Origin of the sequence: Klebsiella ornithinolytica (assembly GCF_030505655.1) — a bacterium.
Taxonomy (GTDB): Bacteria; Pseudomonadota; Gammaproteobacteria; order Enterobacterales; family Enterobacteriaceae; genus Klebsiella; species Klebsiella ornithinolytica.
In genome coordinates this window covers 1,638,851-1,657,252 of the sequence record NZ_CP130153.1, presented here as the reverse complement: position 1 = coordinate 1,657,252, position 18,402 = coordinate 1,638,851, and the positions used below count along the sequence as shown (strand labels likewise).

The 18,402-nt window shown below is 58.8% G+C and carries 15 protein-coding genes and 1 pseudogene; 6 read left to right on the top strand and 10 right to left on the bottom strand.

Features of this window, described 5'->3' with window-relative positions:
- Positions 1-77 precede the first annotated feature (77 nt).
- Both Q1L34_RS07805 and Q1L34_RS07800 read left to right on the top strand, forming a co-directional pair.
- On the top strand, positions 78-809 hold the full coding sequence (locus Q1L34_RS07805; RefSeq protein ID WP_004864715.1) for a MerR family transcriptional regulator: 732 nt from the start codon (positions 78-80) through the stop codon (positions 807-809).
- 59 nt (positions 810-868) lie between these two features.
- The gene (locus tag Q1L34_RS07800) at positions 869-982 is read left to right on the top strand and encodes a protein YohO (RefSeq protein WP_004103838.1); all 114 of its coding nucleotides are present in this window, start codon (positions 869-871) and stop codon (positions 980-982) included.
- Here the strand turns inward: Q1L34_RS07800 and Q1L34_RS07795 are convergent.
- The 5 genes from Q1L34_RS07795 to bglX all read right to left on the bottom strand — a co-directional run bounded on the left by Q1L34_RS07795 (position 957) and on the right by bglX (position 7,199).
- On the bottom strand, positions 957-1,694 hold the full coding sequence (locus tag Q1L34_RS07795; protein WP_004864718.1) for an ABC transporter permease: 738 nt from the start codon (positions 1,692-1,694) through the stop codon (positions 957-959). The two genes, Q1L34_RS07800 and Q1L34_RS07795, sit on opposite strands and share 26 nt — an antisense overlap.
- Positions 1,678-2,625: an ABC transporter ATP-binding protein gene (locus tag Q1L34_RS07790; protein ID WP_004864720.1), complete on the bottom strand. Its 948-nt coding sequence runs from the start codon at positions 2,623-2,625 to the stop codon at positions 1,678-1,680. Before Q1L34_RS07790 ends, Q1L34_RS07795 begins: the two co-directional genes overlap by 17 nt.
- A complete protein-coding gene (locus Q1L34_RS07785; protein ID WP_004864722.1) occupies positions 2,618-3,775 on the bottom strand; it encodes an ABC transporter permease in 1,158 nt (385 codons plus the stop codon). The genes Q1L34_RS07790 and Q1L34_RS07785 overlap by 8 nt, the downstream gene beginning before the upstream one ends.
- 7 nt (positions 3,776-3,782) lie before the next feature.
- The gene (gene osmF / locus Q1L34_RS07780) at positions 3,783-4,700 is read right to left on the bottom strand and encodes a glycine betaine ABC transporter substrate-binding protein OsmF (protein WP_071359673.1); all 918 of its coding nucleotides are present in this window, start codon (positions 4,698-4,700) and stop codon (positions 3,783-3,785) included.
- Between the two features lie 201 nt (positions 4,701-4,901).
- On the bottom strand, positions 4,902-7,199 hold the full coding sequence (gene bglX / locus Q1L34_RS07775) for a beta-glucosidase BglX (RefSeq protein ID WP_015583851.1): 2,298 nt from the start codon (positions 7,197-7,199) through the stop codon (positions 4,902-4,904).
- A gap of 194 nt (positions 7,200-7,393) precedes the next feature.
- Between bglX and dld the strand changes: the two genes are divergently transcribed.
- Positions 7,394-9,139 carry a D-lactate dehydrogenase gene (gene dld, locus Q1L34_RS07770; protein ID WP_004864729.1) on the top strand — a complete coding sequence of 582 codons (1,746 nt, stop codon included), beginning with the start codon at positions 7,394-7,396 and terminating at the stop codon, positions 9,137-9,139.
- Positions 9,140-9,224: 85 nt separating this feature from the next.
- The gene (locus Q1L34_RS07765; protein WP_434064498.1) at positions 9,225-9,779 is read left to right on the top strand and encodes a GNAT family N-acetyltransferase; all 555 of its coding nucleotides are present in this window, start codon (positions 9,225-9,227) and stop codon (positions 9,777-9,779) included.
- Between the two features lie 39 nt (positions 9,780-9,818).
- On the opposite strand, the gene pbpG is transcribed toward Q1L34_RS07765, so the two are convergent.
- Together pbpG and Q1L34_RS07755 are read right to left on the bottom strand one after the other, a co-directional pair.
- Positions 9,819-10,766: a D-alanyl-D-alanine endopeptidase gene (gene pbpG / locus Q1L34_RS07760; protein WP_015583849.1), complete on the bottom strand. Its 948-nt coding sequence runs from the start codon at positions 10,764-10,766 to the stop codon at positions 9,819-9,821.
- 200 nt (positions 10,767-10,966) lie between these two features.
- Complete coding sequence (locus Q1L34_RS07755; RefSeq protein WP_004864735.1) at positions 10,967-11,554, bottom strand: Yip1 family protein; 588 nt, start codon at positions 11,552-11,554, stop codon at positions 10,967-10,969.
- A gap of 405 nt (positions 11,555-11,959) precedes the next feature.
- Between Q1L34_RS07755 and Q1L34_RS07750 the strand changes: the two genes are divergently transcribed.
- Positions 11,960-12,529, top strand: coding sequence for a DedA family protein (locus Q1L34_RS07750; RefSeq protein WP_004864738.1), 570 nt, complete (start codon positions 11,960-11,962; stop codon positions 12,527-12,529).
- Positions 12,530-12,592: 63 nt separating this feature from the next.
- Here Q1L34_RS07750 and mdtQ read toward each other — a convergent pair whose 3' ends face one another.
- Positions 12,593-14,038, bottom strand: coding sequence for a multidrug resistance outer membrane protein MdtQ (gene mdtQ / locus Q1L34_RS07745; protein ID WP_142631420.1), 1,446 nt, complete (start codon positions 14,036-14,038; stop codon positions 12,593-12,595).
- Positions 14,039-14,161: 123 nt separating this feature from the next.
- On the opposite strand from mdtQ, the gene Q1L34_RS07740 reads away from it, so the two are divergent.
- Complete coding sequence (locus Q1L34_RS07740; protein ID WP_032717953.1) at positions 14,162-14,896, top strand: class I SAM-dependent methyltransferase; 735 nt, start codon at positions 14,162-14,164, stop codon at positions 14,894-14,896.
- 123 nt (positions 14,897-15,019) lie between these two features.
- Here Q1L34_RS07740 and Q1L34_RS07735 read toward each other — a convergent pair whose 3' ends face one another.
- The gene (locus Q1L34_RS07735) at positions 15,020-16,414 is read right to left on the bottom strand and encodes a glycoside hydrolase family 1 protein (RefSeq protein ID WP_004864744.1); all 1,395 of its coding nucleotides are present in this window, start codon (positions 16,412-16,414) and stop codon (positions 15,020-15,022) included.
- A 15-nt stretch (positions 16,415-16,429) separates the two neighbouring features.
- Positions 16,430-18,399 (bottom strand): annotated as a pseudogene (gene bglF, locus Q1L34_RS07730) (PTS beta-glucoside transporter subunit IIABC).
- Positions 18,400-18,402: the final 3 nt, after the last annotated feature.

The window sequence follows — 18,402 nt, the reverse complement described above, 5'->3', positions numbered from 1 at the left end:
AACAAAAAATGAGCGAATATTTCCTCTTCCGTAAACAGCTTCTACAGTTATAGGGGAGACTTTGCGGGAGAGGATATATGGCGCTTTATACGATTGGTGAAGTGGCTCAGCTCTGTGACATTAACCCCGTAACGCTTCGTGCCTGGCAACGACGCTACGGATTGCTGAAACCGCAGCGCACCGACGGAGGGCACCGCCTGTTTAACGAGCAGGAAATTGACCGAATCCGCGAGATTAAGCGCTGGATTGATTCCGGCGTTCAGGTGAGTAAGGTCAAAACCTTGCTTAACGACAACACGAGTGGAGAGGAAGACGGCTGGCGGGAGCAGCAGGAGATTCTGCTGGGGTATCTCCACGACGGCAGCTACCACCGTTTACGGCTGTGGATCAAAGAGCGCAGCCATAGCTATACGGCGCTGACCCTGGTCAACCATCTGTTTATCCCCTTACGCCACCGCCTGCTCAGCCCGCAGCCGACGCTTACCGCGCTGCGCAGCATCCTCGACGGGATTCTCATCAACCATGTCGCGCACAGCCTCGCCAGCGCCTGGAAACGTCCGGGCAGCCATGCGCTGGTGCTCGGCTGGAATGTCAACGACACCACGCGGCTGTGGCTGGAGGGCTGGATCGCCTGCGAACAAGGCTGGCGGGTCGATGTCCTCCCCCACTCTCTGACCCAGATCCGTCCCGATCTGTTTCCTGACAGCACGCTCCTGGTATGGTGCGGCGAAACCCCGACCCTGGCGCAGCAGGATCAGCTCCAGGCCTGGCAGCAGCAGGGGCACGTTATCTGGCTAAATAGCAATTAATGTTTCATTAACACCTGTGCTTCACCGTATAATCCCTCCGTTAACATCAGGAGCCTATTATGAAGCCAGCGAAAATTGCGGTTATCACCCTCTTCTTATTCATGGCCATCAGCGGCATCGGCGGCGTCATGCTGGCCGGTTACTCGTTTATTGTGCGCGGTGGTGTCGGCTGATTCGCCGGTTCAATCGTTCAAAGCCGCGGTCGACGATAATCGCCGCCAGCGCGACCAGCAGCGCCCCCTGAATGACATAAGCCGTATTGAATCCGCTCAGGCCGATAACGATCGGCGTGCCGAGCGTATTCGCCCCGACCGTTGACGCAATGGTCGCCGTTCCGATATTGACGATGGTCGATGTCCGGATACCGGCCAGCATCACCGGCGCAGCCAGCGGCAGCTCCACGCGAATAAGTCTCTGCCAGCCCGTCATGCCCATCCCTTTGGCGATACTCACGACCCCCGACGGCACGGCGCTCAGCCCGGCCAGGGTCCCCTGCAGGACCGGTAATATGCCATACAGCGCCAGCGCAATCAGCGCAGGCTGCCAGCCAAACCCCAGTACCGGAACGGCAATCGCCAGCACCGCCACCGGCGGAAACGTTTGTCCCATCGCGGCGATGGTCTCCACCAATGGACGAAACTCGCGGCCTGCGGGACGCGTCACCGCCACCCCGGCCCCGACGCCCACCACCGTCGCCGCCAGGCTGGAAAGCACCACCAGCCAGCAGTGGGCGAAAGTCAGGGCGACAAAACTCTCCTGCTGATACACCGGGCGCGGCAGCTCGGGGAACAGCGCGCTGAATAGCGGCGTGCTATAAGGCAGCAGCAGCAAAATGGCGATAAACAGCGCCAGCAGCCACAGCAGCGGATCACGAAGTACGCGCATGCCGCACCTCCTCGCCGAGCAGATCGGCAAAATGCAGCGTTCCGCACGCCTCCCCCTGTTCATCCACTACCGGCAGGACGTCGCAGCGATGGGCAATAAACTGCGACAGCGCTTCGCGCAGCGTCATCGCGACGTTGAGCGTATCGCCGGCAAGCCGTTCATTACGCCGCAGATAGTCGCCCACCCCGCGCAGCGACAACAGCCGGACGCCCAGTTCGCTGCGGCCAAAAAAAGTCTCGACGAAGGTATTTTCAGGCTCGAGCAGCATCTGCAGCGGCGCCCCTTGCTGGATCACTTCGCCACCGTCCATCAGCACCAGGTGATCCGCCAGCCGCAGGGCTTCATCAATATCGTGGGTCACCAGCACAATCGTCCGCCCGAGCAGCCGATGGATGCGGATCATCTCCTGCTGGAGCGCTTCCCGGGTGACCGGATCCAGCGCGCCAAACGGTTCGTCCATCAGCAGGACTTCAGGATTGGCCGCCAGCGCCCGCGCCACGCCAACGCGCTGCTGCTGACCGCCGGAGAGCTGATGCGGATAGCGCTCCCGCAGCGTCGGCTCCAGCCCCAGCAGCGCCATTAATTCGTCAATGCGCGCCGCGATTTTGCGCTGCGGCCATTTTTGCAGCTGCGGGACGGTGGCGATGTTCTGCGCCACCGTCCAGTGCGGAAACAGGCCGATAGACTGAATGGCATAGCCCATGCGTCGACGTAGCGCCAGCACCGGCTGCTGGCGAATATCCTGCCCGGCAAAACGGATGGTGCCGCTGTCATGTTCGACCAGCCGGTTAATCATTTTCAGGGTGGTTGATTTCCCCGAGCCAGAGGTTCCGATCAGGACCGAGAATGCGCCTTCGCGCAGGTGCAGGTTCAGGTTTTTCACCGCCGGCAGCCCGGCGAAGGATTTGTTGACCCCGTTAAATTCAATCACCCGCCTCTCCTTTCAATAATGCCCCCCACAGCGCAAACAGCGCGTCGACCACCACCGCCAGCGCAATCGTCGGCATCACTCCCAGCAGTACCAGATCCAGGGCGCTGCTCAACAGCCCCTGGAAGACCAGCGCACCAAACCCACCGGCGCCGATCAGGGCGGCGACCACCGCCATTCCGACGGTTTGCACGCTCACCACCCGCAGACTGCGCAGCAAAACCGGCAGCGCCAGCGGCAGCTGCACGTGCCAGAAGCGCTGCGCGCCGCTCATCCCCATCGCCGCGGCGCTCTCAAGCACATCGCGCGGTACCTGCTGTAAACCGGTCACCACCCCGCGAACCAGCGGCAGCAAGGCATACAGCACCAGCGCAATCAGCGCTGGCGTCATCCCGGTGCCGGAAATGCCGCGCTCCGCCAGACCGGGGAAATGGCGGGCGAGGCCGGCCAGCGGCGCGATCAGCAGACCAAACAGCGCCACGGAGGGAATCGTTTGAATAACATTGAGAAAGGTAAACACCGGGGCCTGCCACCGCGGCCGGCGCCAGAGGCCGATGCCTACCGGCAGCCCGATCAGCAGCCCCGGCAACAGCGTGCCAAACAGCAGGGTCAAATGTTGACGCAGCGCGTCATCAAACACCTCCTGACGGTTGGCATACTCTTTCAGTAGCGAGAGCTGATTCAGCGCTCCGCTGCCGAGCAGTACGCAGGGAATCAACCAGATTTGCACATTGAGCAGCCAGCGCCAGTGCGCCCGCGTGGTCAGACGCCGGATTGTCTCGCTGGCCAGCAGTAAGCACAGCGCCAGCGCCAGCCACAGGCCGCTTCCCGGCGAGGTGCGGGCCAGCGAGGAGCCGCTGTGCGCCAGCTGTACCGCCGTCTGCCCCGCCCCCCAGAACAGCAGCGCCAGCAGCGCATCCAGCATCAGCAAGCTCAGCAGCAGCGGCCTGCGTCCCGGTAGCCAGCAGAGCAGAATCAGCAGCAGCGCGCCGCAGACCTGCACCGCCGTCAGCCACGGCGCGAGTTGCCAAAGCCAGCGTCCCTCCCCGGAGAGCAGACGGTTAGGCGCATAGTTGACGAACGGCAGAGCCACCACCAGCAGCAGCAGACAGGCCAGCAGCAGCGATACGCGGTTATAACAGCGAATAGCCACCAATAATCTACTTCAGCAGCCCTTTTTGCTGCAGATAATCTGCGGCAACTTTTTTCGCGTCCAGCCCTTCCACGGCAATACTGGCATTGAGCTGTTGCAGCGTTTTCTCGTCAAGGCTGGCAAAGACCGGCTGGAGCCATTGCGCGATCTGCGGATAGGCTTTCAGCACCGCTTCGCGCACCACGGGCGTCGGGGCATAAATCGGCTGTACGCCCTGCGGATCGCTGAGCGTTTGCAGCCCCAGCGCCGCCACCGGCCCGTCGGTTCCGTAGGCCATTGCCGCATTCACCCCGGAAGTCTGCTGGGCCGCCGCTTTGATGGTCACCGCCGTATCGCCCCCCGCCAACGACAGCAGCTGACTTTGCTTGAGCTTGAAGCCATAGGCTTTTTCAAAGGCCGGGAGCGCATCCGGACGTTCGATAAATTCGGCGGAGGCGGCGAGCTTAAAGTCGCCCCCTTTTTGCAGCCAGACGCTGAGATCGGCCAGCGAGGTCAGATGATTTTTTTCCGCCAGATCCTGACGCACGGCAATGGTCCAGGTGTTATTGGCCGGCGCAGGCGTCAGCCAGATAAGCTTATTCTTCTGCGCGTCGAGGGTTTTGACCTTCTCATAACCCTGCTGCGCGTTCTTCCACGCCGGGTCGTTTTCGTCTTTAAAGAAGAAGGCGCCGTTGCCGGTGTATTCCGGATAAATGTCTAATTCCCCCGCCGTAATCGCCCCGCGTACCACCGGGGTGGTTCCCAGCTGGATCTTATTCACGGTTTTCACGCCATGACTTTCCAGAACCTGCAAAATAATATTGCCCAGCAGCGCCCCTTCGGTGTCGATTTTTGAGCCAACTTTGACCGGCTCCGCCGCCTGAAGCGGCAGGCTGACCAGCGCGACCAGCGCCAGCGCGCCTGACCAGATACGTGCCTTTATCATCCCCGCGTCCCTCTTTAATTTGCGCTCCATTAACAGGAGCTTAAGAGAAAAGCGTAGTTCATTTAGTGCATCCGGAAAAAGAAAAGGCCGAATATTCGGCCTTTGAGAAGGATGACAACGCTGTTTTAAACAGGGCGCCCGCGTTTCTGCCGGGAGGCGGCTGGCGCCTGGCCCGGCCGGCGAAACCCGCCGTTTCCTCGCTTACAGCAGCTCGAATTCACTCTGCTTCACGCGGGCGGAGTCGACGCCAATAAAGACGTTGAATTTGCCCGGCTCGGCATCGTATTTCATTTTCTGATTCCAGAACTTCAGGGCGTCAATTTCAATCGGGAAGGCGACGGTTTGCGTCTCTCCCGGCTTGAGGGTCACGCGCTTAAAGCCGCGCAGCATTTTCACCGGACGGCTCATCGAGGCGGTCACATCCTGCAGATAGAGCTGAATCACCGTTGCGCCTTCGCGCTTGCCGGTGTTGGTCACCTGTACGCTGGCGGTGACGCTACCGTCGCGCTGCAGGGTCGGCGCCGACATTTTGACGTCGGAAACGCTAAAGGTGGTGTAGCTCAGGCCGTAGCCGAACGGGTACAGCGGGCCATTCGCTTCATCAAAGTAGCGGGAGGTGTATTTGTTCGGTTTATCGGCATTGTACGGACGGCCGGTATTAAGATGGCTGTAGTACACCGGAATCTGCCCCACCGAGCGCGGGAACGACATCGGCAGTTTACCGGACGGGTTGGCATCGCCGAACAGCACATCGGCAATGGCATGGCCCCCCTCGGTCCCGGCGAACCAGGTTTCGAGGATAGCGTCAGCCTGCTGATCTTCTTTCACCAGCGCCAGCGGACGACCGTTCATCAGCACCAGTACCAGCGGCTTACCGGTGGCTTTCAGGGCGCTAATCAAATCGCGCTGGCTCTGTGGCAAGGTGATGTCGGTACGGCTGGAGGCTTCATGGGCCATACCCTGCGCCTCGCCCACCACGGCCACCACCACGTCGGACTGTTTCGCCGCCGCCACCGCTTCATCGATCATCGCCTGCGGCGAGCGCGGATCGACCTGCACCGCTTTCTCATACAGGTTGAGGAAATCGACAATACCTTTATCGTTGGTGACGTTAGCGCCGCGGGCATAGATAACCTTGCCTTTGTCGCCCAGCGCCTCTTTGATGCCGGTCAGCACCGTCACCGACTGATCCGCCACCCCTGCCGCCGACCAGCTGCCCATCATGTCACGTTTGCTGTCAGCCAGCGGCCCGATAACCGCAACGGTTCCCGATTTTTTCAGCGGCAGCGTCTCCAGACGGTTCTTCAGCAGCACCAGGCTTTGCCGGGCGACTTCGCGCGCCTCCTGGCGATGCAGGCGGCTTTCGGCGTTGGTATCCTGCGGATCGGATCCCTGCGGACCGAGATGGCTGTACGGATCGTTAAACAGCCCCATATCATATTTAACGTTGAGCACGTGGCGGGTGGCGTCATCCAGCTCCGCCATCGTCACCTTGCCGGATTTAACCAGCCCCGGCAGGTATTTGCTGTAGTACTCGTCGCTCATACTCATGTTGATGCCCGACTTCAGCGCTACCCGCACGGCATCTTCCGGATCGGCAGCAACGCCGTGCTTGATCAGCTCTTTGATCGCGCCGTGATCGGAAACGGTGATGCCTTTAAAGCCCCAGTCATCGCGCAGCACCTCTTTCAGCAGCCAGGCATCGGAGGTCGCCGGCGTGCCGTTCAGCGAGTTGAGCGCCACCATCACCGCGCCGCTCCCGGCATCCAGCCCCGCTTTATACGGCGGCATATAGTCGTTGAACAGGCGCTGCGGGCTCATATCGACGGTGTTGTACTCTTTGCCCCCCTCCACCGCGCCATAGGCGGCGAAGTGCTTCACGCTGGTCATCACCGAGTAGCGATCCGCCGGGCTTTTGCCCTGCATCGACTCAACCATCGCCCGTCCCATTTCGGTGGTCAGATAGGTATCTTCGCCGAAACCTTCCGAAGCGCGGCCCCAGCGCGGATCGCGGGAGACGTCGACCATCGGCGCCCAGGTCATGTTGAGACCGTCGTCGGCGGCTTCATACGCCGAAATACGCCCCACCGTCTTTACCGCGTCCAGGTTAAAGGAAGAGGCCAGACCAAGGCTTATCGGGAACACGGTGCGCTGACCGTGAATCACGTCATAGGCGAAAAACAGCGGGATTTTCAACCGGCTGAGCTGCATGACCTGGTCCTGCATCGCGCGGATATCCGGGCGGGTCACGGTATTGAAAATGGCCCCGACCTGGCCATCTTTGATCATCTCGCGGATCGCCTCTTTCGGGTTATCCGGCCCGACGCTGATCAGCCTTAGCTGGCCAATTTTTTCATCGACGGTCATCTTCTTGAGCAGTTCACTCACGAACGCATCGCGGGCCTGCGGCGTCAGAGGGTGATTGCCGAACAGTTCATCCGCCAGCGCGGGTTGCAGCGCCAGACTGACGGCGACGCCTATAGTGCAGAGCCATTTCATTTTTATCTCTCTTTCTCTCAGGCCGGGGTTACGGCAAAACATAATAAAAACCGCAGTTTGCCATATATATAAACAAGACGCCTGCACAATGCTAAGGTTCTTCTCTGATTTTTCGACACATTGGTGCACAAAATTGTCATACAAAGCGCTATGCTTAATTCCGATATTTTCGGTACCACCACAAGGAGTGGATCATGTCATCGGCAACAACATCGAATAATTCTGGTTTTCTGGCGGAACTGGCAAGACTGGTTGGCTCCTCCCATCTGTTAACCGATCCGGCAAAAACCCAGCGCTACCGTAAAGGTTTCCGCTCCGGCCAGGGCGACGCGCTGGCGGTGGTCTTCCCGGGAACCCTGCTGGAACTGTGGCGCGTGCTGAGCGCCTGTGTCGACGCCGATAAAATCATTTTGATGCAGGCGGCGAACACCGGGCTGACCGAAGGTTCAACCCCAAGCGGCAACGACTACGACCGCGAGATCGTCATCATCAGCACCCTGCGCCTCGATAAGCTGCACCTGCTGGATAAAGGCGAACAGGTGCTGGCGTTCCCGGGCACCACGCTCTACTCGCTGGAAAAAGCGCTGAAGCCGCTGGGTCGCGAGCCGCATTCGGTGATCGGTTCTTCCTGCATCGGCGCCTCGGTGATCGGCGGGATCTGCAACAACTCCGGCGGTTCGCTGGTACAACGCGGCCCGGCCTACACCGAGATGTCGTTATTTGCGCAGATTGACGAAAACGGCAAGCTGCGGCTGGTGAACCACCTCGGGATTGACCTCGGCGCCACGCCGGAACAGATCCTCAGCCGCCTCGACGACGACCGTATCAAAGAAGATGATATTCAGCACGATGGCCGCCACGCCCATGACCACGATTACGTCACCCGCGTGCGCGACGTCAATGCCGATACCCCGGCGCGCTACAATGCCGACCCGGATCGCCTGTTTGAATCCTCCGGCTGCGCCGGCAAGCTGGCGGTATTCGCCGCGCGCCTCGATACCTTTCCGGCGGAAAAACGCCAGCAGGTCTTTTACATCGGTAGCAATAACCCGGCGGTGCTGACGGAGATCCGTCGCCATATTCTCGCCGAGTTTCAGCACCTGCCGGTGGCGGGTGAGTATATGCATCGCGATATCTACGATATCGCCGAGCGCTACGGGAAAGACACCTTCCTGATGATCGATAAGCTCGGCACCGACAAAATGCCGTTCTTCTTCACGATGAAAGGCCGCACCGACGCCATGCTGGAGAAAGTGTCGCTGTTTAAGCCCCACTTTACCGACCGCTTCATGCAGAAGCTCGGACACGTCTTCCCGGCGCATCTCCCGGAGCGGATGAAAAGCTGGCGCGATAAATATGAACATCACCTGCTGCTGAAAATGGCGGGCGATGGCATCGAAGAAGCCCAGACCTGGCTGACGGCATACTTCCGCGAGGCCGAGGGCGATTTCTTTGCCTGCACGCCGGAAGAAGGCAGCAAAGCGTTTCTTCACCGCTTCGCCGCCGCAGGAGCCGCCATCCGTTACCAGGCGGTACATGCCGACGAAGTGGAAGATATTCTGGCGCTGGATATCGCCCTGCGCCGTAACGATACCGAGTGGTTTGAGCATCTGCCGCCGGAGATCGACAGTCAGCTGGTACACAAGCTCTATTACGGTCACTTTATGTGCCACGTCTTCCACCAGGACTACATCGTCAAAAAAGGCGTCGATGCCCACGAACTGAAAGAGAAGATGCTGGAGCTGCTGAAGGCGCGCGGGGCGCAATACCCCGCCGAGCATAACGTCGGCCATCTCTATGAAGCGCCGGAGAGCTTAAAACAGTTCTACCGCCAGAATGACCCGACCAACAGCATGAACCCGGGGCTCGGAAAAACCAGTAAGCAGAAGTACTGGGGTGAGCGCCAGGCGGACGGGAGTCACGGCGCTGAAGAGCACTAATCAGGGGTGACGAGTTACGGGATTCTGTATTACGCTGCACGCCGGAGAAACGCCTCTCCGGCAAACCTGGTTAAGGAGTCCCATCATGTCCGAAGCGGATATGTTACACGGCGCTGAATTAGAGATCCGCGAAGCCCTGCCCGATGACGCGCACGCCATCGCGGCGCTGTACGTCTGGCACGTGCTGAACGGACGCGCCTCCTTTGAAGATATTCCCCCGACCGTCGATGAAATGCGCAAGCGCATCAAAATCGTGCGTGACAATGGGCTGCCCTGGCTGGTGGCGCTGTGGCGCGGCACCATCGTCGGCTACTGCTACGCGACGTTTTACCGTCCTCGCCCCGCCTATCGCTACACGCTTGAAGAGTCGATTTATGTCGAGTCCGGCATGGGCGGGCGCGGCATCGGCAGCGCCCTGCTCACGCAGCTGATTGCAAAGTGCGAACAAGGCCCGTGGCGGCAGATGCTGGCGATCATCGGCGACGGGCATAACAATGCCGGATCGCTCGCCATTCACAAAAAATTTGGTTTTACCGTGGCGGGTCAACTGCGTAGCGTCGGGTACAAGATGGGCGACTGGCGGGATACGTTAATTATGCAGCGCCAGCTCGGCGAGGGCGACTTAACCATACCGGAATAAAAAATCCCCCGCCCGCGTGCGCGAGTCGGGGGAGAGGCATTAATCGTTTTGCGCGGTCTGCGCGCCGCCTTTCAGCATCGCATCCGCCATCTGCGCCTCACGCTGTTTTTTATAGCTCAGCGCGGAGGCCGGAACCGGCATCACCTTCCCGGTTTCAACCCAGGTACGCAGACGACTGGCGTCGGCAAAGTGGGTATATTTCCCGAACGCATCCATCACCACCAGCGCCACCGGGCGCTGATTAATCACCGTTCTCATGACCAGGCAGTGGCCCGCGGCATTAGTAAAGCCGGTTTTGGTCAGCTGGATATTCCAGTTATCCCGATAGACCAGGTGGTTGGTATTACGGAACGGCAGCGTATAGGCCGGATGAGCGAAGGTGGCGGTATCTTCTTTGGTGGTGCTCAGCTGGCCGATCAGCGGATACTGCTCGGTGGCCATCAGCAGCTTCGTCAGGTCGCGCGCGGTCGATACGTTGTGAATCGACAGGCCCGTCGGCTCAACGTAGCGAGTATGGGTCATGCCCAGCGCCTGGGCCTTGGCGTTCATGGCGCGAATAAAGGCGTCATAGCCGCCAGGATAATGGTGGGCCAGGCTCGCGGCAGCGCGGTTTTCGGAGGACATCAGCGCCAGCAGCAGCATATTGCGGCGGCTGATTTGGCTGTTCAGCCGCACGCGTGAATAGATGCCTTTCATCTCCGGCGTGTGGCTGATATCTACGGTGAGCATCTCGTCTAACGGCAGATGCGCATCCAGAACCACCATCGCCGTCATCACTTTGGTAATCGATGCGATGGGGCGAACCAGATCCGGCTGGCTCTGGTAAATAATCTTTTTGCTGGCAAGATCAACGATCATCGCACTGCCGGAAGCAATTTCCGGCTGCAGGGCCGTGGCGGCCACGGGGGTTTTTGCTATCGCCTGGGGCGCAAAAGGCACAGCCAGAAGCAAGGTCAGGCTGAGCAAAGAAACTCGAAATTTCGGCATCGTGAGCATTCTGAAAAGTATTCTTGCACGTTATTAACGTACGCTGCGTCGCCGGGCAACAGGCAACGCTGGCAGACCCTATCATACCCCGGTAGAACGCGACCTGACTAATAAGAATCGTGAGCAAATGCTGCATTGCTGGCATAAAAATCCATTTATGCCAGCAATAGATTCACTCATCAAACGGTTCAGCAACAGAATTAAAACAGTCGGTAGCCGTATCCCCAGAGAATAACGGTTATCGCCAGCAGGACTTCAAGCACCAGCACCCCGATGGCCAGGGTGGAACTGGCAAAGCTGAGTCCCTCTTCTTTATTAATACTCAGGAAGGTCGGGATGCCGAGATACAGCAGGTAGCCGGTGTAAAACAGCGCGATCGTCCCCACCAGTGCGCACAGCCAGACCAGCGGATAAAGCGCGACCAGCCCGCTGAGAAACAGCGGCGTAGCGACATACCCGGCAAACACCATGCAGCGCTTAAGCGATGGCCGCTGCGGATAGTTTCTGGCCATCCACCAGATAATCCTCCCCATCACCGCGACCCCGCCCAGCATCACGGCGTAGAACACCACCGCCAGCGCCAGACCGGTCATCAGCGAAAGTTTTACCACGGTGCCATCGCCAAAGTTCCAGCCAAGCTGCGTGGTGCCGATAAAGGCGCAGATAACCGGAACCGCTGCCATGACCAGCACATGGTGCGTATAGTGGTGCGAAATCGTCTCGTTTTCGCTCTTGATAACGCTCATCTCTTGATTCGGATGAGAGAATAGTCCCCAGACATGGTTCATAGCGTCCCCCTTGTCACGGCCTCGTACAGCACTGATCCAAGTATAATTCACCCTGCGCGATTCGTTTATGTACAGCACTAAAAATGCGCTCAGAGCCTGTCCTGGCAGGCGTTTTTGGCGCAGGCGGTTTGAACACCGACAGCGCGGAGAATGCGCCGCGTAGGCGTAGCACGTGCAGGCGGGTTCCCCCTGGCAGGCCGCCATAAATCGTTGAGATCCCTGCCCTGCGGCAAAATGACCAGCAAAAGCGTCCTGATGAGATAGACGCTTAACCTCGTTTTAAGCCCCAGGGTGTATGATTAACCCATTGATGATTGATCCCGTTGATGCTTCGCGCTGCACAACCGGCCCCGCTGGTCGCCAGACATGCGCGGAAGCATAAGGGGTAAGGGAGTTTATTTTTGTATGGATATCAATAACCTGATTTCCCAGTATGGCTACGCTGCGCTGGTCATTGGCAGCATGGCGGAAGGTGAAACCATCACTCTGCTGGGCGGCGTGGTCGCGCATCAGGGGTTATTAAAATTTCCCCTGGTCGTTCTCTCCGTTGCCCTCGGGGGAATGATCGGCGATCAGCTGCTGTATCTGCTGGGCCGACGCTTCGGCGGCAAGCTGCTGAAGCGTTTTTCCCGCCATCAGGCGCGGATACGCAAAGCGCAGCGCATGATTCAGCGCCGCCCCTATCTGTTTGTGATTGGGACCCGTTTTATGTACGGTTTCCGGGTCATCGGGCCGTTATTGATCGGCGCCAGCCGCCTGCCGCCAAAAGTGTTCCTGCCGCTGAATATTCTCGGCGCGCTGGTGTGGGCGCTGTTATTCACCACGCTGGGCTATCTGGGCGGGGAAGCCATTGGACCGTGGCTGCATCATCTTGATGCGCATCTGAAGCACTGGATCTGGCTGATTCTGGTGGTCGCGCTGGTGGTAGCCGCGCACTGGTGGTTCCGACGCCGCGAGGCGAAAAAGAAAGAGTAGCGCCGAGCCGGCACCGCCTGACGACCGGAAAGCCCGGCCGCGCAGAGGGTGCCTTGCCAGGCGTTAATCTGACTTCGTGGTCTGGTGGTAGCCGCCGCCCAGCGCCGAGGTCAGCTGAATGCTGGCATCCAGCCACTGGCCGCGCAGACGCAGCGCGGTAATGCGCTCCTGAAGCGCAGGCAGCCTGGCCATACTGACACGTGACCCCGGAAGAATCCCGGCGCTCATGCGAGCCTCCGCCAGATTCACCGTCCGCTGCGCATCTTTTTCAACCTGCTGCTGCTGCTGATTCTTCTCCATCAGGGTCTCAACCTGGCTGGCGGTCTTCGCCACCTGGTTCACCGCGTCCACAACCGCTTTGTTATATTTTGCCACCGACAGATTATTCTGCGCGCTGGCAATATCGAGGTTGGCATTCAGTCTGCCGCTATCAAAGACAGGCAGCGTCAACCCAGCGGACAGCCCCATCTGCTGGGCGGAATGGCGGAACAGATCGCTCAGGTGCAGCGCATCCTGCTGCAGGAAGGCCATCAGGTTGATGTCCGGATAGAACGCCGCTTTCGCCGCATCCACCTCGCTCAGCGAGGCCTCAATATACCAGTGGGCCACCTGCAGATCCGGGCGGCGCGCCAGCAGCTCATACCCCAACTCCGTCGGCATCTGCGCGCTCACCTGCGGAAGATTAGCCGGATGCAGATTCAGCGCCTGACTCTGGCTGTTGGTCAGCGCCATCAGGCGCGCTTCGATCTCTTTCATACTGCCCGCAACGTCCGCCAGCTGCTGGTCGGTTTTGCTGACATTGATATCGTTTTCAGCCCCTTCGGCCGAGTTGGTGATCCCGCGCTGATACAGCGCCTGGTCAACGCTGACAATATTATTCTGTTCGCTTTTAACCTGCTGGAGCACGGTTTTCACCGCGGCTTCGGTCTGCCACTGCCAGTAGAGTCGCGCCACGCTGCTGGCCAGCAGTTCGCGGGTTTGCGCCTCTTCCGCCACTTGTGCTTTAAGTTCACCGATGCGGGCTTTCACCAGCGCCCGGTTTTTCCCCCACAGATCCAGATCCCAGCCCGCCGTCAGACCAAAGGTGCCATTGGTGTACCAGGGCCCGGTATTGCCGTCGGTATCCGTGGCAAACGGCCCCATCAGCCCCTCCGCCGACATTTTCTGCCGTTCAACATTGGCAGAGAAATCCATCTCCGGCCCAAGACTGGCTTGCGACATACGAGCCTGAGCTTCCGCCAGCTTGATACGCTGTTCGGCAATCTGCATATCCGGGGCATTCGCCAGAGCGCGCTGGATCAAATTATTCAGCTGCGGGTCGTGGTAATCCTGCCACCAGTTGCTTTGCGGCCAGCCATTTTTAACCGCCGCGGGCAGATCCATTGACACATGGGAGGCAGGTATCTGCTGTGGCGGCGGCTCGCCAATATCATGGGACGGCGCGCAGCCAGCCAGAGCGATGACCAGGGGGAATCCAGCCAATACGCTTTTTCTCAGAGTAAGATTCATTAGACAGGTCAGGTAACTAAACAAGGTTGGTTATACTAAGTTAAATAAAATTAAGCCGTTTAGTAAAGTGTGTGACTAAACACCTGGATAATTAAAAATAAACAAATAATTCATGGAGTGATAATGAGCCAGAACATCTACGATGATCCTGATTTTTTTGCAGGATATGCCACTCTCGACCGGTCGGTTAAAGGGCTCGACGGCGCGCCGGAATGGCCGGCTATTCAACGTATGCTGCCGGCTTTACGCGGCCTGCGCGTCGTCGATCTCGGCTGCGGCTACGGCTGGTTCTGCCGCTGGGCGCGTGAACAAGGCGCCGCCCAGGTGACCGGCGTGGATCTTTCCAGCCGGATGCTCGACCGCGCGCGTGAAATGGGCCAGGGAGACGATATTGACTACCGCTGTGAAGATTTGCAGACGCTGACCCTGCCGGCCGACTCATGCGAGCTGGTCTACAGTTCGCTGGCCCTGCACTATCTCCCCGATGTCGCCCCGCTGTTCGCCGTGATTTACCAGGCGCTGACCCCCGGCGGCACGCTGCTCTTTTCCGCAGAACACCCTGTCTACACCGCCCCCCTCCGCCAGGGCTGGCAGAACGATGACGCCGGACAGAAAATCTGGCCGGTGAGTCACTATCAGCAAGAGGGAGAGCGAATCAGCAACTGGTTTGCCGACGGGGTGAAAAAACAGCACCGCAAGCTGGCCAGCTGGATAAACCTGCTGGTTGCCGCCGGTTTTGTCATTGAGCATCTCGATGAATGGGGGCCAACGGCGGAGCAAATCGCCGCCCAGCCGGGGCTGGATGAGGAAAAAGAGCGGCCGATGATCTTTCTGCTGCGCGCCCGCAAACCGGCATGATAAGTAAAAGGCCCGGAGAATCTCCGGGCCTTGAACGGGGTGACGACGCGATTTTAGCGACGGTGATCGCCTCTCTGTCGGGGGCGGTTAATACCTTCCCTGACCACCAAAGCCATCAGGCGATTACTCTTTCAAGCTGCCGCCACGGCTGGCAATCACCTCTTTGTACCAGTAGAAGCTTTTCTTCTTGCTGCGCGCCAGGGTCCCGTTGCCGCTGTCATCGCGATCGACGTAGATAAAGCCGTAACGTTTGGACATCTCCGCTTTCGACGCGCTGACAAGGTCGATGGGGCCCCAGCTGGTAAAGCCCAGCAGCTCCACGCCGTCTTCAATGGCTTCTCGCGCCTGCACCAGATGGTCGTTCAGGTAGCTGATACGGTAGTCATCGTTAATGCTGCCGTCAGCTTCAACTTTATCTTTCGCCCCCAGCCCGTTCTCAACGATAAACAGCGGCTTCTGATAGCGATCCCACAGCACGTTAAGCAGCGTCCGCAGACCCAGCGGATCGATCTGCCAGCCCCACTCGGAGCTCGCCAGATGCGGGTTCGGCACCATGCTGAGAATATTACCACGCGCCTTTTTGTTCAGCTCCTCGTCGGCGGTGACGCAGCCGGTCATGTAATAGCTGAAGGAGATAAAATCGACGGTCTCTTTCAGCGCCGCGCGGTCGGCATCGGTGATGGTAATCGTCATTCCCTGGTCGCGGAAGTAGCGCAGCATGTAGCCCGGATACTCGCCCCGACACTGCACGTCACCGAAGAACTGCCAGCTGCGATTCTGTTGCAGGGTTTCAAAGATATCTTCCGGTTTACAGCTTAGCGGGTACATTAAACCGCCCAGCAGCATATTGCCGATTTTGCCCTCGGGCACGATCTCATGACAGGCTTTTACCGCCAGGGCGCTCGCCACCAGCTGATGGTGAATAGCCTGATAGACCGCCTCTTTACTGCTCCCTTCCGGCAGGCCGACGCCGGTCATCGGGGCATGCAAAGACATATTGATTTCGTTAAAGGTCAGCCACAGCTTGACCTTATCTTTATAGCGGGCAAACACCGTTCTGGCGTAGCGTTCGAAGAAGCCAATCACCTCGCGGCTGCCCCAGCCGCCGTAGTTTTTCACCAGCGCCCACGGCATTTCATAGTGCGATAGCGTCACCAGCGGCGTGATATTGTGCTGAGCCATTTCAGCAAACAGGCGGTCGTAAAAGGCCAGCCCGGCCTCATTTGGTTCGGCATTGTCGCCGTCCGGAAAAATCCGCGTCCAGGCAATCGACACCCGCAGGCAGTTGAAGCCCATCTCCGCAAACAGACGGATATCTTGCGGGTAACGATGGTAAAAATCGATCGCGATATCTTTGATGCCGCTGTCGCCCGGCACCCGTTCAACGACGTCGCCAAAGACGCCATGCGGCTGTACATCTGAGGTTGATAATCCTTTGCCATCTTCCAGATACGCGCCTTCCACCTGATTTGCCGCGGTTGCGCCGCCCCATAAAAAGGTCTGCGGGAATCTCTTCATCTTTCTCTCCTCTGATTAATGGCTGACGGACAACAGCGGCTGGCCGGCATCAACCACGCTGGTGGATTCGATGTCTACGGAACGATAATCGTCGCTGTTGCTGATAATAATCGGGGTCGCCAGGTCATAACCGGCGTCCAGAATGGCCTGGCGGTCAAATTCAAGCAGCACATCACCGGCTTTGAACTTATCGCCTTCTTTAACATGGGCGGTAAACGGCACACCATCGAGTTTCACGGTGTCAATACCAACATGGATTAACAGCTCAATGCCGCTATCGCTGAGCAGACCAATCGCATGTTTGGTCTGAAAGAGTGACGCCACTTCTCCGGAGAACGGCGCAATCACTCTGCCGACGCTGGGAATGATCGCCACGCCTTTTCCCAACAGACCGCTGGCGAAGGTGCTATCGGGGACCTGATCCAGCGCCAGTACGGTACCAGTCATCGGGGCAAGAATATCGTTTTCCGATACCGGAGCAAGCGGAAGGTCCGATGCTTCCGCCCGGCTTACCGGCAGTCCGGCGATAAAGGTCAGCGCGCAAGAGATAACCAGTGCAGCCACGATGCCAATCACCCCGCCCCATACGGTGTTGTCGATTCCTTGCGGCGGAATCATCTGCGCCAGAGTGAAAATATTGGCAAAGCCAAAGGAGTAGACGTGGCTGTCGCTCAGCCCAACGATGGCCCCACCGATGGCGCCGGCCACACAGCCGAAGATAAACGGGCGACGCAGCGGCAGAGTCAGACCATAAATCGCCGGCTCGGTGATACCAAAGATCCCGGCGGATACCGCAGATCCAGCCAGCACTTTTTGCCGCGCATCGCGGGTGCGCAGGAAGATCCCCAGCGCCGCCCCAACCTGGCCCATCACCGCCGGCAGCAGCATCGGCAGCATCGAGTCCTGTCCCAGCACCGTCAGGTTATTAATCATCAAGGGGATCAGCCCCCAGTGCAGGCCAAAAATAACGCATACCTGCCATAGCGCGCCCATCGCCGCGCCCGCCAGCCACGGCGCGACGGTGTAGATTATCTGGTAACCGTGGGCCAACAGCTGACTGAGCCAGGTGGCCACCGGGCCGATCGCGAGGAAGGTCAGCGGAACCACTACGGCGATGCAAAACAGCGGCGTAAAGAAGTTTTTCATTGCTGAAGGTAGCAGCGCGTTGCTTTTGCGCTCCAGCCAGCAGCTCACCCACGATGCGAGGATAATCGGGATCACCGAGGAGCTGTAGTTGATAAAGGTTACCGGGATGCCGAGAAAGTGCGCCGCCTCGCTACCGGGAAGCTGGGCCGCGTCAAAGGCCTGAATCATCATCGGATGGGTCAACGCCCCGCCGATCACCATGGTAATAAACGGATTACCGCCGAATTTTTTCCCGGCGGTATAGCCCAGAAACAGCGGGAAGAAAAAGAACAGCGCGTCGCTGGCGGCAAACCAGATTTTATAGGTCCCCTGCTGCGGAGTCAGCCAGCCGCAAACCACCGCCAGCGCCAGTAGCCCTTTCAGGATCCCCGAGGCCGCCAGCACGCCGATAAACGGCGTAAAGATACCGGAGACCACATCAATCACCTGGCCAAGCACCGAGGTTTTTTCCGCGGAACCGGTCACCGGTTCGCTGTCGTCCGTCAGACCCGCTTCAGTGCGTACCGCCTGCCAGACATCGTGGACGTGGTTACCAATCACCACCTGGAACTGACCACCGCTTTCCACCACCATGATGACGCCAGGGTTGGTCTTCAGTCCTTCCGCGTCCGCCTTCTTGTTCTCTTTGAGCTTAAAGCGCAGCCGTGTGGCGCAGTGAACCAGACTCACGATATTCTCTTTGCCACCAACCCGGCTAAGAATATCCTGCGCGAGTGCTTTATATTCCATGCTGTTTTCCTTACTTCCGCTGCCCGCAGGCAACCGTGACTGAGTGTAAAAATAAAAAAAACCCGAGAACCACGCCGGATGGCGTCGCGCTCAGGTTTTGCCTGCGTTATGCA